This is a genomic window from Saccharothrix sp. NRRL B-16348, assembly GCF_001280085.1.
Lineage (GTDB): Bacteria > Actinomycetota > Actinomycetes > Mycobacteriales > Pseudonocardiaceae > Actinosynnema.
The window spans coordinates 123,929-138,845 of the sequence record NZ_LGED01000035.1 but is presented as its reverse complement, the minus strand read 5'-3'; the positions used below and the strand labels follow the sequence as shown (position 1 = coordinate 138,845).

The window sequence follows — 14,917 nt, the reverse complement described above, 5'->3', positions numbered from 1 at the left end:
TCGCGACCAGGTACGACAAACTCGCCGTCCGCTACAAGGCCACCGTCCACATCGCAGCCATCAACATCTGGCTACGCCACATCTGAAACACGCGCTAGGGCGTGTATCGCCCTAGCGGCCGGTTCCTGCCGGCGTCGGCCGTGCCGGGTCGACCGCGAATACCGTCCTCGGCATGGGAGAACTCGGCCGGTCCGGCTCGGTGGCGGTGGTGGGCGTCGTGATGGTCGCCCTGGTGGCGTGCGGTTCCGATGCCGGTTCCGGTGACCTGTCCGCTTCGTCGCTGGCGCCCGTCTCCACCGCGTCGTCGCCCACGGCCACGTCTTCGCGCGCACCGTCGACGTCCGCGGCCGACCTGTGCACGGACCTGTACGCCTTCAGCGCCTCCGCCGGTCCCGTGTTCTCCCTGGCCAGGCTCGCGCTGGCCGACGGGGAGACCCCGGAGGAACGGCGGACCGTGGACACCCACGTCAGCAGCATGGCGTTGTTCGGCCTGCGTCTCGCGGAACTCCCGGAAGCGGGCCCGCACTTCCGCGCCGTCGCCCTGGCGGCGGCCGAGGCGAAGCGCGCGCTCGCCGACGGCGTGCCCGCGATGGACGCGACCGCGGCCCTGGACGACGAACCGACGGCCGCCGCGCGCGAAACCGCCGTCGCCTACCGGGGTGACTGCTGATCCGTCCCCCTAGTGACACATCCTCGCGTCACTAATGTGCAAAACAATTCAGGTTCAGTGGCGTCTCGGGACGGGTGAACCGGTCCGGAGTGGACGTGCCGGTCGAACACTCTCCGTGCGCCGGTAGCCTTCCGCGCGTGCCTGCCAAGCTCGAGGGCAAGGTCGCGACCGCTCCGCCTCGCCCTTCCCGCACCCAGCCCGTTGCCGTGTCCGAGCTCGCCACGACCGTCGATGCGCACCTGACCGCTCCCGACCGGGCACACGTCCAGGTCAGCGGCGTGACGTTGCGTGCCCAGCACGTGCGGCCCGGCGACCTGTTCGCCGCGCTGCCCGGCACGCGGGTGCACGGCGCCGACTTCGCCGCCCAAGCCGTGGAGAACGGCGCGGTGGCCGTGCTGACCGACGCGGAAGGCGCGGCGAAGGTCCACGGCGTGCCCGTGCTGGTGCACCCGGACCCCCGCGCGGTCCTCGGGCTGCTGGCCTCCGGCGTGTACGGCGACCCGTCCACCAAGCTCGCCGTGTGGGGCGTGACCGGCACGTCCGGCAAGACCACCACCAGCTACATGATCGAGTCGGCCCTGCGCGCGGCCGGTCGCGCTACCGGACTCATCGGCACCGTCGAGACGCGCGTCGCGGGCAACCGGCTCGACAGCGCCCTCACCACCCCCGAGGCCCCTGACCTGCAGGCACTGCTGGCCGCGATGGTCGAGTGCGGCACCACGGACGTCGTCATGGAGGTCTCCAGCCACGCCCTGCGCCTGGGCCGGGTCGGCGGCGTGGGGTTCGCGGTCGGCGCGTTCACCAACCTCTCCCAGGACCACCTGGACTTCCACCCGGACATGGAGGACTACTTCCGGACCAAGGCCGAGCTGTTCGACGGCCGGGCCCGCACCGAGGTGGTCTGCGTGGACGGCGAGTGGGGCCCGCGCCTGGTCAAGGACGCCACCGTCACGGTCGCGACCACGAAGCCCGCCGACTGGACGGCCACCGACGTCACCGTCTCCGCCACCGGTGAGCAGGCGTTCACCGCGCACGGCCCGGACGGCGTCACGCTCGACGTCGAACTGAGCCTGCCCGGCGACTTCAACGTCGCCAACGCCCTGCTGGCCATCGCCTGCCTGCACGTCCGGGGGATCCCGCTCGAAGCCGTCCGCGAAGGCCTCCGGGACGTCCAGGTGCCCGGCCGCATGCAGCGCGTGGACGAGGGCCAGGGCTTCACCGCCGTCGTGGACTACTCGCACAAGCCCGCCGCCGTCGCGCTCGCCCTCCAGGCGGTCCGCGCCCGCGCCACCGGCCGCGTCATCACGGTCCTGGGCTGCGGCGGCGACCGCGACACGGCGAAACGCCCCCTCATGGGCGAGGAAGCCGCACGGCGCAGCGACGTGCTGATCGTCACCGACGACAACCCGCGCACGGAGGACCCGGCGCACATCCGGGCGGCGATGCTGAGCGGCGCGCTGGCCGTGCCGGACGAGGAGCGCGGCGAGATCGTCGAGATCGGCGACCGCCGCCGCGCCATCGAGCACGCCGTGTCCCTCGCGAACACCGGCGACGTCGTCGTGGTGGCGGGCAAGGGCCACGAGACCGGCCAGGAGATCGCGGGCGTCGTGCAGCCGTTCTCCGACGTGGACGCACTGACCGAAGCGATCAGAGGAGCCACCCGGTGATCCAGCTCAGCCTCGCCGAGATCGCCGAGGTCGTCGGCGGCAAGCTGCACCGCGCCACCGGCGCGGAGGTGGTCACCGGCAGCGTCGAGTTCGACACCCGGAAGATCACCCCCGGCGGCCTGTTCCTGGCGCTGCCCGGCGAACGGGTCGACGGCCACGACTTCGCCGCCCAAGCCGTCGCACAGGGCGCGGTCGGCGTGTTGGCGGGCCGGGAGGTCGACGCGCCCGCCGTCATCGCGCCGCCCGTCGACCGGGCCGAGGGAAACGCCTACGTGCTGTCCGGCGACACCGACGGCGCGGGCGCGGCCGTGCTGAAGGCGCTGGCCAAGCTCGCCCGGCACGTCACGGACCGGCTGGCGGACCTGACCGTCGTCGGCGTGACGGGGTCGTCCGGCAAGACGTCCACCAAAGACCTCATCGCCCAGGTGCTCGCGCCGCTCGGCCCGACCATCGCGCCGCCGGGATCGTTCAACAACGAACTGGGCCACCCGTGGACGGCGTTGCGCGCCGACGAGGACACCCGGTTCCTGGTCCTCGAGCTGAGCGCCCGCGGCGTCGGCCACATCGCCGAGCTGTGCCAGGTCGCCCCGCCCCGCGTCGGCGCGGTCCTGAACGTCGGCAGCGCGCACGTCGGCGAGTTCGGCTCGCGCGAGGGCATCGCCAAGGCCAAGGGCGAACTGGTCGAGGCCCTGCCCGAGGACGGCATCGCGATCCTCAACGCGGACGACCCCCTCGTCGCGGGCATGGCCGGCCGCACCAGGGCCAAGGTCGTCCTCGTCGGCGAGAACCCGGCCGCGCAGGTCCGCGCGAAGGACGTCGAGCTGGACGAGCAGGCCCGCGCCCGCTTCACCCTGGTCACGCCCCGCGGCGAGGCGCACGTCCGCCTCGCCGTCCACGGGCCGCACCAGGTCGGCAACGCCCTCACCGCCGCCGCCATCGCGCTCGAACTCGGCGCGACCCCGGATCAGATCGCGGAGAGCCTGGGCACGGCGGCACGGGTCTCCGCGCATCGCATGGCGGTCTCCGAACGTCCTGACGGTGTGACCATCGTCAACGACGCGTACAACGCCAACCCGGAGTCGGTGCGTGCGGCGCTGAAGTCGCTCGCCACCATCTCCCGGTCCGCCACGCCCGCGCGCCGCAGCTGGGCGGTGCTGGGCCCGATGGCCGAACTGGGCGCGGACTCGATCCGCGCGCACGACGAGATCGGCAGGCTCGCGGTCCGCTTGGACATCAACAAGCTGGTCGTGGTCGGTCAGGAAGCCCGCGCGATGCACCAAGGGGCGCACCTGGAAGGATCTTGGGGCGAAGAAGCGATTTTGGTGCCCGACGTGACGGCGGCCGTCGAGCTGCTGCGCGACCAGGTGCGGCCCGGTGACGTCGTCCTGGTGAAGGCATCCAACTCATACGGCCTGTGGCGGGTTGCCGAGGCTCTCCTGGAGGCGGGCAGCAAGTGAAGAGCATCCTGATCGCGGCGGCCATCGCCCTGATCACGTCGATCATGCTGACGCCGTACCTGATCAAGATCTTCTCCCGGCAGGGCTTCGGCCAGGAGATCCGCGAAGAGGGACCGCAGAGCCACAAGACCAAGCGCGGCACGCCCACCATGGGTGGCGTCGCGATCCTGGTCGCGATGTGGGCGGGCTACCTCGGCGCGCACCTGGTGAACTCCATGTCGGCGTCCGCGCAGGATCAGACGCCCAGCGCGTCCGGCCTGCTCGTGCTGATGCTGACCACGTCGCTGGGCGTCGTCGGCTTCCTGGACGACTTCATCAAGATCCGCAAGCAGCGCAACCTGGGCCTGAACAAGACCGCGAAACTCGTCGGCCAGTTCGTCGCCACGATCATCTTCGCGGTGCTGGTCATGCAGTTCCCGAACAAGGACGGGATGACGCCCGCCTCGGTGAACCTGTCGTTCGTGCGCGACATCGCCGTGGTGTCGTTCGGCATCGTCGGTTTCGTCGTGTTCTGCTACGCCGCGATCAGCGCCTGGTCGAACGCGGTGAACCTGACCGACGGCCTCGACGGCCTGGCCGGCGGCACGTCCGCGATGGTGCTCGGCACCTACGTGGTGATCAGCTTCTGGCAGTTCCGCTACAACTGCTCGAACCTGCTCGTGGCCGGCTGCTACGACGTGCGCGACCCGCTGGACCTGGCGCTGGTGGCCGCCGCCGCGATGGCCGGCTGCATCGGCTTCCTGTGGTGGAACGCCGCGCCCGCCAAGATCTTCATGGGCGACACGGGCTCGCTCGCGCTGGGCGGCCTGGTCGCCGGCCTGTCCATCACCACCCGCACCGAGCTGCTGATGGTCGTCATCGGCGGTCTGTTCGTGGTCGAGGCGCTGTCGGTGGTGCTGCAGGTCGCGGTCTTCCGCACGTCACGACGGCGGTTGTTCCGCATGGCGCCGTTCCACCACCACTTCGAACTCGCCGGGTGGGCGGAAACCACGGTGATCATCAGGTTCTGGCTGCTCGCGGGCATGTGCTGCATGCTCGGGCTCGGCCTGTTCTACAGCGAGTGGCTGACCGCGGTCGAGAGCTGACGATGGGATTCCTCGCAGGTCGCCACGTCCTCGTCGCCGGCGCCGGGGTGACCGGCCGGTCGGTGGCGGAGGCGTTGCTGGCGGCGGACGCCGTCGTCACCGTGACCGACGGTTCGGCGGACCGCCTGGCCGCGTTGGAGCAGTTGTTGCCCGGCGTGACGCTGACGCCGGGGCTGGTCTCGCCGCCCGCGGGCACCGACCTGGTCGTGACCAGCCCGGGGTGGCGTCCGTCCAGCCCGTTGCTGGAGGCGGCGACGACGGCGGGCATCGAGGTGATCGGCGAGGTCGAGCTGGCCTGGCGGATGGGCCTGGAGCTGGCCGACCCGCCGACGTGGCTCGCCGTGACGGGCACGAACGGGAAGACCACGACGGTCGGGATGCTGGAGTCGATCCTGCGTGCGGCCGGCATCGACGCGGTGGCGTGCGGCAACGTCGGCCTGCCCGTGGTGGACGCCCTGCTGGCCGGGCGCCGGGTGCTGGCGGTGGAGCTGTCGAGCTTCCAGCTGCACTGGTCGCCGTCCGTGCGGCCGTTCGCCGGGGTGCTGCTGAACCTGGCCGAAGACCACTTGGACTGGCACGGCACGTTCGAGGCGTACGCGTCGGCGAAGGCCGGTGTGCTGACCGGCGAGGTCGCCGTCGGCGGGGTGGACGATCCCGTGGTGGCCGCGCTGCTGGCCTCTTCGCCGGCCGCCGCGCACGTCGGTTTCACGCTTGGGTCGCCGGAGGAAGGGCAGCTCGGGGTCCACGACGGGCAGTTGGTCGACAGGGCGTTCGGGCCGTCCGACGAGGTGTTGCTGCCGGCCGCCGACGTCCACCCCGGTGGGCCGCCCGGGATCGCGGACGCGTTGGCGGCGGCGGCGCTGGCCCGTGCGCACGGTGTGCCGGCGGACGCGGTGGCGCGCGGATTGCGCGACTTCAAGCCGGGCGCGCACCGGGCCGTCCTGGTGACGACGGCCGACGGGGTCGCGTACGTCAACGACTCCAAGGCCACGAACCCCCACGCGGCGGCGGCGTCGTTGCGGTCGCACGAGAGCGTGGTGTGGGTGGCCGGCGGGCTGCTCAAGGGTGCGTCGGTGGACGAGTTGGTGCGCGAGGAGGCGCATCGGTTGCGCGGGGCGGTGCTGATCGGGGCGGACCGCGAGGTGATCGCCTCGGCGTTGGCCCGGCACGCGCCGTCGGTGCCCGTGACGGTGTTGGACCCTTCCGACGATGCCGCCGTGTCGATGGAGGCCGCCGTGCGCGCCGCGCGTTCGCTGGCGAAGCCGGGGGATGCCGTGGTGCTGGCGCCGGCGGCGGCGTCGATGGACATGTTCAGCGACTACGCCCACCGCGGGCAGGCGTTCGCCGACGCGGTGGTGGAGTTGGTCGGTCAGCGCGGGTAGATGCTGTCCGGGTCCTTCAGGAAGGCGTGGGCGGCGTCAACCACCGGACACGGCCACGGGGTGCGCGTGAACCGGCCGTCGAGCCACGTCGGCGCGCAGCCGAGGCAGAGCCCGAAGGCGTCGGCCTGGTGGTTGGTGAGCGTGCCCCGCAGGGCCGCGATCAGGCGGGGGACCTCGGTGCGTGCGACGGCGCGCACGGTTTCGTCGTCGGATTCGCGTTCGTCGGTCAGCCGTTCGACGGTGTCCAGGTAGCCGAGCATGTCCTGGTCGAGCAGGTGGAAGGCGCGGGCCAGCGCGTCGGAGATCATGCGCCCAAAGGTGCACTTCAGCTGCCTGTCGTGCAACACGGCAACCTGCGTATCGGCAGGAGTTCACCCGATCAGTGGCCCCGTTTCCCGCTAATGTCGCACCCATGCCGCAGAACCAAGGCCCGGGAGTCCGGCGGCGCGTCCTGGCGAGCGCGCTGACCCAACTCCGCGAGGAGGCAGGGCTCGACTTCGATGATGTGGTCGAGAACCTGGGCTACTCGAAGTCCAAGATCAGCCGCATCGAGTCGGCGTACACCGGTGTGTCCATAGTAGACACCCGGGCACTCGCCGAACTCTACGGGGCCGCACCCGAGAAGACGGCCTGGCTGCTGCGGTTGGCGAAGGTGGCCAAGAAGCGCGGCTGGTGGCACGTGTACGGCGATGTCCTGTTCGACTGGTTCTCCGAGTACGTGGTCCTGGAATCCGAGGCCACGGCGGTCAACATCTTCGAGATCGACCTCATCCCAGGCCTGTTCCAAACTCCTGCCTACTCATGGTGGTCGATGCGTGCCTACGCGCCGGATGCGTCGGACGAGGTGATCAACAAGCGCGCTGAGCTGCGCCAGGCTCGACAGCGGCGGATCGAGGATGGATCGCTCACGGTCTGGGCGATCATTGACGAGGCCGCGCTCCACCGAGAGGTAGGTGGCAGTGAAGTCCATGAGGAGCAGTTGAACCACCTGTCGAAGGTGGTCGAGTTGCCCAACGTGACGCTCCAGGTGCTTCCCTTCGGCAAGGGACAGCACATGGCGATGGGGACCGCCTTCCACCTGCTGAAGTTCGTGGACCTGCCGAACGTGGTCTACATCGAGAACCTGACTGGCGGGCTCTATTTGGAGGAAGCCGCCGAGGTCGACCGGTATAGCCTGGTGTTGGATCATCTGCGTGCCACAGCGCTTGACCCGCAAGAGTCGATCGCGCTGATCAGGCAGGTGATGGGTCAGCTCTAGCTCGGCTTAGGAGAACGCGATGTGGTCGGAGTGGCGGAAGAGCACCCGTAGCAATGGTGGCGGGGCCTGCGTCGAGCTGTCGTCGTCCGCATCGGCGTTCCGGGTTCGGGACAGCAAGAACGTGGCCGGACCGGCGCTGGAGTTCCCCGGCCGTGCCATGGCGATCTTCCTGGCCGGTGTCAAGCGGGGATAAATCTCGCTGACACGCGGCCGATTGGCGGGTTTCGCCGACCCGCGCGGGAGACTATGGGCACATGACTGCGGTGGACCGGACCCCGGTGGAGCGACCGCCACGATCGGCACGGCGCACCAAGCGCGTGGTCGCGGTGCGGACGTCGTTGACCGGTTGGCTCGGCCGTCCCCTGGCGGACTTCCACCTGCTGCTCGCGATCTTCGGCATGCTGACCGTGCTCGGCCTGATCATGGTGCTGTCGGCGTCCGCGCCGGGCGAGGTGGCGGAGGGCGCGTCGGCCTACAGCGTGTTCAAGAAGCAACTGCTGTACGTGGGTGTCGGCGCCATCGTCTTCCTGATCGTCCTGCGCATACCGCTGCGCACGATCCGGCACGGCAGCACGATGGCGATGCTCGTCTGCGTGGTCCTGCTCTTCCTCGTGCTGACCCCGCTCGGCTCGGTCCTGGGCGGCGCGCAGTCGTGGTTCACGGTCGGGCCGATCTCGTTCCAGCCCATCGAACCCGCGAAGCTCGCCCTGGCCCTGTGGGGCGCGCACGTCCTGGTGACCAAGCGCGCCCTCCTGGACCAGTACCGGCACCTGCTGGTCCCGGTCGTGCCGGTGGCGATGCTGGTGTTCGCGCTGGTGATGCTGCAACCCGACCTCGGCGGCACGATCACGCTGGGTGTCGTGCTGATGAGCCTGCTCTGGTTCGTCGGCGCGCCCATGCGGATCTTCGGCATCATCACGATCGGCGCGGTGACCGGCGCGCTGGTGCTGGCGCTCGGCTCGGACTACCGGCTCAAGCGCGTGCAGACGTTCCTGAACCCGGCCGCCGATCCGCAGGGTGACGGGCTGCAGGCGTTGCAGGCGCTGTACGCGCTGGCGGAGGGCGGGTTCTTCGGCAAGGGCCTCACCAACGGCAGTTCGAAGTGGCGTTATCTGCCGAACGTGCACAGCGACTTCATCTTCGCCGTGATCGGGGAGGAGCTGGGCTTCATCGGCTGCGTGCTGGTGCTGGGCCTGTTCGTCCTGCTCGCGGTGGTCGGCCTGCGGATCGCGGCGCGCAACACCGACCCGTGGATCCGCATGGTGGCCGCGACGCTGACCGTCTGGCTGGTCGCGCAGGCCGCGATCAACATCGGCTACGTCGTGCAGTTGCTGCCGGTCACCGGCATCACGCTGCCGATGATCTCCTCCGGCGGCACGTCGGTCGTCACGACGATGTTCGTGTTCGGCATCCTCGCCAACTGCGCCCGCCACGAGCCGGACGCGGTCTCGGCGTTGCGGTCCCTCGGCCCTGGTCGGGTCGGCGGGATCCTGAAGCTGCCCGCGCCCGTGGTCTACAAACCCCCGCCCAAGCGCCGTCCCGTGCGGCCGTCGCCGCCTCCCCGAGGCCGCAAGGCCGCGCCACCGCCCGTGGACGAGCGGAGGATGGCCGGCCGTCACGCTCCGCCGTCGGAGTACCGTCGTCGCGAATCCCGAAAGGCCGGCCAGGACCGGGACGCGCGGTCCAGGCGGCGTGACGGGCGTTAGCGGTACCGGACAGCGGTACACCGACGCGAGGAGGAAATGCGTGACCGGGGTTCCCCAGCAGGCCGGACCGTGCGTGGTGGTCGCCGGAGGCGGCACCGCCGGGCACATCGAGCCAGCCCTGGCCCTGGCCGACGCGGTCATGCGGCTTCGGCCCGACGCGCGGGTCATCGCGCTCGGCACAGAGCGCGGCCTGGAGAACAGACTCGTGCCGGCCCGCGGCTACCCGCTGGAGCTGATCCCGCCGGTGCCCATGCCGCGCAAGCCGACGCCCGACCTGCTCAAGCTGCCCCTTCGGGTGCGCGGCGCCGTGAAGCACACCCGTGAGGTGCTGGAACGGGTCCGCGCCGACGTCGTGGTGGGCTTCGGCGGCTACGTCGCGCTGCCCGCCTACCTCGCCGCCCGCGGCCGGGTGCCGATCGTGGTGCACGAGGCCAACGCCAAGGCGGGCCTCGCCAACAAGGTCGGCGCGAAGTTCGCCGCGCGGGTCGCCGCCGCGGTGCCCGACTCGGGCCTGACCGACGCCGAGATCATCGGCATCCCGCTGCGCTACTCGATCACCTCCCTCAAGCGCGCCGAGCTGCGGCAGCAGGCGCGCGCCCACTTCGGCCTGCACCCGACCGCCCCGACGCTGCTGGTCTTCGGCGGCTCGCAGGGCGCGCGGTCGATCAACAACGCGGTGTCCGGCGCCGCGTCCGCGTTCGCGCGGGCCGGTGTCGGGGTGCTGCACGCGCACGGACCCAAGAACACCGTCGCGGTGCAGTCGGTGCCGGGCGCGCCGCCGTACGTGCCGGTGCCGTACCTGGACCGGATGGACCTCGCCTACGCGGCGGCGGACGCGGTGCTGTGCCGGTCCGGCGCGATGACGGTCGCCGAGGTGTCCGCCGTCGGGCTGCCCGCGGTGTTCGTGCCGCTGCCGATCGGCAACGGCGAGCAGTCGCTCAACGCGGGCCCGGTCGTCGCCGCCGGCGGCGGCCTGCTGGTGCCCGACGACAAGCTCACCCCGGACTGGATCACGGCGAACGTGGTCCCGCTGGTCTCCGACCGCGCCCGGCTGGCCGCGATGACCACGGCCACGCTGAGCACCGGTCACCGCGAAGCGGACGAGGTGCTGGCCCGCATGGTGCTTGAGGTGATCAAGAAGTGAGCGACGTCCTGGACCGCGTGCACCTCGTCGGCATCGGCGGGGCGGGCATGAGCGGCATCGCCCGGATCCTCCTGGCCCGCGGGGCTCAGGTGTCCGGCTCCGACGCCAAGGACTCGCGCACCGTGCTCGCGCTGCGCGCGCAGGGGGCGGCGATCGCGGTCGGCCACGCCGGCGCGAACCTCGACCAGCTGCCCGACGGTCCCACGGCGGTGGTCGTGTCCACCGCGATCCGCGAGGACAACCCGGAGCTGGTGGAAGCCCGCGCCCGCGGCACGGTCGTGCTGCGGCGGGCCGAGGCGCTGGCCGCGTTGATGCTCGACCACCGGGTGGCGTGCGTCGCCGGCACGCACGGCAAGACGTCGACCACCTCGATGCTCACGGTCGCTCTGCAACACTGCCGGATGGACCCGTCGTTCGCGATCGGCGGCGACCTCAACGAGTCCGGCGCGAACGCGCACCAGGGCACCGGCGGCGTGTTCGTCGCCGAGGCCGATGAGAGCGACGGCTCGTTCCTCTACTTCTCGCCGTCGGTCGCGGTCGTGACCAACGTCGAGGCCGACCACCTCGACCACCACGGCACCGTCGAGGCGTACGTGGCGGTGTTCGACTCGTTCCTGGAGCGCATCGAGCCCGACGGCGTGCTGATCGCGTGCGCGGACGACCCGGGTTCGGCGGCGCTGGCGGAACGGGCCGCGAAGCTCGGCATCCGGGTCCGCGCGTACGGCCGCACGGCCACCGGCCCCGGCTCGGTCCGCCTGGTCGACTACCGGCCCGCCGACTCCGGCGGCGTCGCCAGGGTCGAGCTGGACGGCGAGCTGCTGGACGTGCGCGTGGCCGTGCCCGGCGAGCACATGGCGGGCAACGCCATCGCCGCCCTGATCGCCGCGCTGGAACTGGGCGCGGACCGCCAGGGCGTGCTGATCGGCCTGGCCGCGTTCGGCGGCGTCCGGCGGCGGTTCGAGTTCAAGGGCCAGGCCGGCGGCGTGCGGGTGTACGACGACTACGCGCACCACCCGACCGAGGTCGCCGCCCAGATCGCCGCCGCCCGGCCGGTCGCGGGCGACGGCAAGCTGGTCGTGGTGTTCCAGCCGCACCTGTACTCGCGGACCAGGCTGTTCGCCGAGGAGTTCGCCGCCGCGCTCGGCACCGCCGACGGCGTGGTCGTGCTCGACGTCTACGGCGCGCGGGAGGAGCCGGAGCCCGGTGTCACCGGCGCGCTGGTCTCGGGCCTGGTGCCGCTCGACGTCGGCAAGGTGGTCTACGAGCCGTCGTTCGACCGGGTGCCCGCGCTGGTGGCGAGCATGGTGGGCGAGGGCGACCTGGTGGTGACCATGGGCGCGGGCGACGTGACCATGCTCGGGCCGGAGATCGTCGGCGAGCTGGACCGGGCATGAGCGGGTTCGTGAGCGGATCACCCGGCACGACGTCCGGCGCACCTGCCGGGCACCGTGCCGGCGAGGCGTGACGTGAGCACGCAGGCGCCGCGTCGTCGTCCGGGCGCGGCCTCCGGGCCGGGTTCCCGTCCGGCGGCGCGGCGACGCCCGACCCGCCGCCCGTCGCGGGCCGACCTGTACCGGCGGAAGGTGGTCCGCCGGAGGCTCGGCGCGATCCTCGCCATGCTCGTGGTGACCGTCGTCGTCTGCACGGTCTGGTTCACGCCCGCGCTCGGCGTCCGCGAGGTCGAGGTGCGCGGCAACGCCAACCTGACCGGCGAGGAGGTCCGCGTGGCCGCCGCGATCGAGCCGGGCACGCCGCTGGTCCGGCTGGACGTCGACGCGGTCGCCGCACGGGTCCGCGAGCTGCCGCGCGTCGCCGGGGTGGAGGTCGAGCGGGTCGTGCCCGGCACCGTGCGGCTGACCGTGGACGAGCGGGAGCCGGTCGCGGTGATCATGGCACCCGAGGGCGCGCACCTGGTCGACGTGACCGGCAAGGACTACGCGACCGTCGTGCAGCCGCCGGACGGCCTGCCGGAGCTGACGGCGTCGCCGGACGCGGTCGTCGCGGCGGTGACCGTGCTCACGCAGGTGCCGGCGTCGTTGCGCGAGGACGTGCTGAGCGTCGCCGCGGACTCGCCGTCGGACATCCGGTTGATGCTGAGCGGCAGCCGCGAGGTCCGCTGGGGCTCGCCCGCCGACACCCCGCGCAAGGCCGCCGTGCTGGACGTCCTGATGACCCGCAAGGGCACCGTGTTCGACGTGTCCAGCCCCGAGCTGCCCACCGTCTCGTAAACCCCGTGACGTGGTGAAACCCGCCACAGGGCGGATCCGGGAAAGTCGATCGTCCCGGCGCGGTGCCGCGGTGATACTTCGGGAATGACGCAGACGCCGGTGGACAGCCGGATCGAACTCCCGTACACCGGCGACGAACGTGCCCTGCTGTGCGGGTTCCTGGACTTCCTGCGCGGCACGATCGAGTTCAAGTGCGCCGGGCTGTCCGACGACGACGCCGTGCGATCCGTGCTCCCGTCGCAGCTCAACACGGCCGCGGGCATCGTCAAGCACCTGCGGTGGGTCGAGCACTACTGGTTCGAGGTGGCGTTGCACGGGCGGCCCTCCCGCGCCCCCTACACCCGCGAGGACCCGGACGCCGATTGGCGCGTCGAGCCGGGCGAGACGATCTCGGGATTGATCGCCGACTACGCTGAGCAGTGCACGGTGAGTCGTGAACTCGTCGCGGGCCTCGACCTCGACCACGAGGTGGCGTTCCGAGGGGACAAGCGGCTTTCCGCGCGCTGGGTGCTGATCCACATGATCGAGGAAACGGGTCGGCACGCGGGGCACCTGGACGTGGTGCGGGAACTGCTCGACGGGGTGACCGGCGAGTAAAGACCGCTCACCCGGTCAGGACACAACACGGCGTGGCTGCTGGACCGAGGCATTCGCGATGCATAACGTCCAGCAGGAACATACGGGGTTGACATAACTCTGAACCTCTGGTTGAGAGTTTCAATCCGGGTGGAGATCCGTCCGGGCTGTGACACCGGTGGTCATCCACTCCAGCACATGAGCACGGACACGATCAGGAAGGCGGACCGATGACGCCCCCGCACAACTACCTCGCGGTGATAAAGGTCGTCGGCATCGGCGGTGGCGGTGTCAACGCCGTCAACCGCATGATCGAGGTCGGGCTCAAGGGCGTCGAGTTCATCGCGGTGAACACCGACGCCCAGGCGCTGCTCATGTCGGATGCCGACGTGAAGCTCGACATCGGCCGCGAACTCACCCGCGGCCTCGGTGCAGGCGCCAACCCCGAAGTCGGCCACAAGGCCGCCGAAGACCACCGCGAGGAGATCGAGGAAGTCCTCAAGGGCGCGGACATGGTGTTCGTGACCGCCGGCGAGGGCGGTGGCACGGGCACCGGTGGCGCGCCCGTGGTCGCCTCGATCGCCCGCAAGCTCGGCGCGCTGACCATCGGTGTGGTCACGCGACCGTTCTCGTTCGAGGGCAAGCGCCGCGCCAAGCAGGCCGAGGACGGCATCCAGGCCCTGCGCAACGAGTGCGACACCCTCATCGTGATCCCGAACGACCGGCTGCTGCAGCTCGGCGACATCGGCGTCTCGCTGATGGACGCGTTCCGCTCCGCGGACGAGGTGCTGCTGTCCGGTGTCCAGGGCATCACCGACCTGATCACCACGCCCGGTCTGATCAACCTGGACTTCGCCGACGTCAAGTCGGTGATGTCCGGCGCGGGCAGCGCGTTGATGGGCATCGGCTCCGCGCGAGGCGAGGGAAGAGCAGTCCAAGCCGCCCAGAAGGCGATCAACTCGCCGTTGCTGGAAGCCTCGATGGAGGGCGCGCACGGCGTGCTGCTCTCGATCGCCGGTGGCAGCGACCTCGGGCTGTTCGAGATCAACGAGTCGGCTTCGCTGGTGCAGGAAGCCGCGCACCCCGACGCGAACATCATCTTCGGCACGGTCATCGACGACTCGCTCGGCGACGAAGTGCGTGTGACGGTGATCGCGGCGGGTTTTGACAGTGGCGGGCCGACACACAAGAAGTTGGAGCCGCAGGCTCTGTCCAGCCCGCCGCGTGGCACGCCCGTGGCCTCGGCCACTGCGGGTCAGGTGAACCACAACCCGCAGCCCCAGCCGGTGCCGCAGGTCCACCAGGTCCAGCAACCGCAGCACCAGCACCAGCCGCAGCCCGTGCAGCAGGTGGAGCAGCCGGTCGCGCCGCGGCCGACCGTGCCGCAGCAGCCGCAGTCCGGCCAGGGCAACGGCCAGTCCCCGTACACCACGCCGCAGCCGACCATGCCGAGGTCGCTGTCGCCTGGCGTGCCGGGGAACACCAGCGGGTCGTTGCCGAGCCGGGCCGTCCCGGTGACGGACGACCCCGACGACGAGGTCGACGTGCCACCGTTCATGCGTCGCTGACCCCGCGAGTCGAACACTCAAGTCGGGCGTGTCGAACGCTCGGGTCGGGCGTGTCGAACGCTCGGGTCGGGCGTGTCGAACACTCAGGACCCCCGAGTTCAACGCTCAGGACGGCGATCGGCCGTCCGGAGCGTCGGACCCGGGGGTTTTGCGCGTTCGACACGCCCGACCCGAGC

14 protein-coding genes are annotated in these 14,917 nt (G+C 71.2%); 13 read left to right on the top strand and 1 reads right to left on the bottom strand.

Annotated features, from left to right (window positions below; translation table 11 throughout):
• Positions 1 to 172: 172 nt before the first annotated feature.
• From ADK67_RS06980 to murD, 5 genes are all read left to right on the top strand, one after another.
• Positions 173 to 670 (top strand): hypothetical protein, encoded by a 498-nt coding sequence (locus ADK67_RS06980; RefSeq protein WP_053715546.1) that lies wholly within the window; start codon positions 173 to 175, stop codon positions 668 to 670.
• 137 nt (positions 671 to 807) lie between these two features.
• Entirely contained in the window at positions 808 to 2,337 is a 1,530-nt protein-coding gene (locus tag ADK67_RS06975) for a UDP-N-acetylmuramoyl-L-alanyl-D-glutamate--2,6-diaminopimelate ligase (RefSeq protein ID WP_053715545.1), read from the top strand.
• The gene (locus ADK67_RS06970) at positions 2,334 to 3,794 is read left to right on the top strand and encodes a UDP-N-acetylmuramoyl-tripeptide--D-alanyl-D-alanine ligase (protein ID WP_053715544.1); all 1,461 of its coding nucleotides are present in this window, start codon (positions 2,334 to 2,336) and stop codon (positions 3,792 to 3,794) included. Before ADK67_RS06975 ends, ADK67_RS06970 begins: the two co-directional genes overlap by 4 nt.
• Positions 3,791 to 4,879, top strand: a complete 1,089-nt coding sequence (gene mraY / locus ADK67_RS06965; protein ID WP_053715543.1) for a phospho-N-acetylmuramoyl-pentapeptide-transferase — start codon at positions 3,791 to 3,793, stop codon at positions 4,877 to 4,879. Before ADK67_RS06970 ends, mraY begins: the two co-directional genes overlap by 4 nt.
• Positions 4,880 to 4,881: 2 nt before the next feature.
• Positions 4,882 to 6,261: a UDP-N-acetylmuramoyl-L-alanine--D-glutamate ligase gene (gene murD / locus ADK67_RS06960; RefSeq protein WP_053715542.1), complete on the top strand. Its 1,380-nt coding sequence runs from the start codon at positions 4,882 to 4,884 to the stop codon at positions 6,259 to 6,261.
• On the opposite strand, the gene ADK67_RS06955 is transcribed toward murD, so the two are convergent.
• Positions 6,249 to 6,569, bottom strand: a complete 321-nt coding sequence (locus ADK67_RS06955; protein ID WP_053715541.1) for a hypothetical protein — start codon at positions 6,567 to 6,569, stop codon at positions 6,249 to 6,251. The two genes, murD and ADK67_RS06955, sit on opposite strands and share 13 nt — an antisense overlap.
• 104 nt (positions 6,570 to 6,673) lie before the next feature.
• Here ADK67_RS06955 and ADK67_RS06950 point away from each other — a divergent pair, with 104 nt between their 5' ends.
• From ADK67_RS06950 to ftsZ, 8 genes are all read left to right on the top strand, one after another.
• Entirely contained in the window at positions 6,674 to 7,519 is an 846-nt protein-coding gene (locus ADK67_RS06950) for a helix-turn-helix domain-containing protein (RefSeq protein WP_053715540.1), read from the top strand.
• Between the two features lie 19 nt (positions 7,520 to 7,538).
• Positions 7,539 to 7,712, top strand: coding sequence for a DUF397 domain-containing protein (locus tag ADK67_RS48150; RefSeq protein ID WP_063797520.1), 174 nt, complete (start codon positions 7,539 to 7,541; stop codon positions 7,710 to 7,712).
• 61 nt (positions 7,713 to 7,773) lie between these two features.
• A complete protein-coding gene (gene ftsW / locus ADK67_RS06945; RefSeq protein ID WP_053715539.1) occupies positions 7,774 to 9,225 on the top strand; it encodes a putative lipid II flippase FtsW in 1,452 nt (483 codons plus the stop codon).
• A gap of 40 nt (positions 9,226 to 9,265) precedes the next feature.
• On the top strand, positions 9,266 to 10,369 hold the full coding sequence (murG, locus tag ADK67_RS06940; RefSeq protein ID WP_053715538.1) for an undecaprenyldiphospho-muramoylpentapeptide beta-N-acetylglucosaminyltransferase: 1,104 nt from the start codon (positions 9,266 to 9,268) through the stop codon (positions 10,367 to 10,369).
• Positions 10,366 to 11,763 carry a UDP-N-acetylmuramate--L-alanine ligase gene (gene murC, locus ADK67_RS06935; RefSeq protein WP_053715537.1) on the top strand — a complete coding sequence of 466 codons (1,398 nt, stop codon included), beginning with the start codon at positions 10,366 to 10,368 and terminating at the stop codon, positions 11,761 to 11,763. Before murG ends, murC begins: the two co-directional genes overlap by 4 nt.
• Before the next feature lie 72 nt (positions 11,764 to 11,835).
• On the top strand, positions 11,836 to 12,597 hold the full coding sequence (locus ADK67_RS06930) for a cell division protein FtsQ/DivIB (protein ID WP_053715572.1): 762 nt from the start codon (positions 11,836 to 11,838) through the stop codon (positions 12,595 to 12,597).
• A gap of 84 nt (positions 12,598 to 12,681) precedes the next feature.
• The gene (locus ADK67_RS06925) at positions 12,682 to 13,194 is read left to right on the top strand and encodes a DinB family protein (protein ID WP_053715536.1); all 513 of its coding nucleotides are present in this window, start codon (positions 12,682 to 12,684) and stop codon (positions 13,192 to 13,194) included.
• A 209-nt stretch (positions 13,195 to 13,403) separates the two neighbouring features.
• Positions 13,404 to 14,741: a cell division protein FtsZ gene (gene ftsZ / locus ADK67_RS06920; RefSeq protein WP_053715535.1), complete on the top strand. Its 1,338-nt coding sequence runs from the start codon at positions 13,404 to 13,406 to the stop codon at positions 14,739 to 14,741.
• The last annotated feature ends 176 nt before the right edge of the window (positions 14,742 to 14,917 follow it).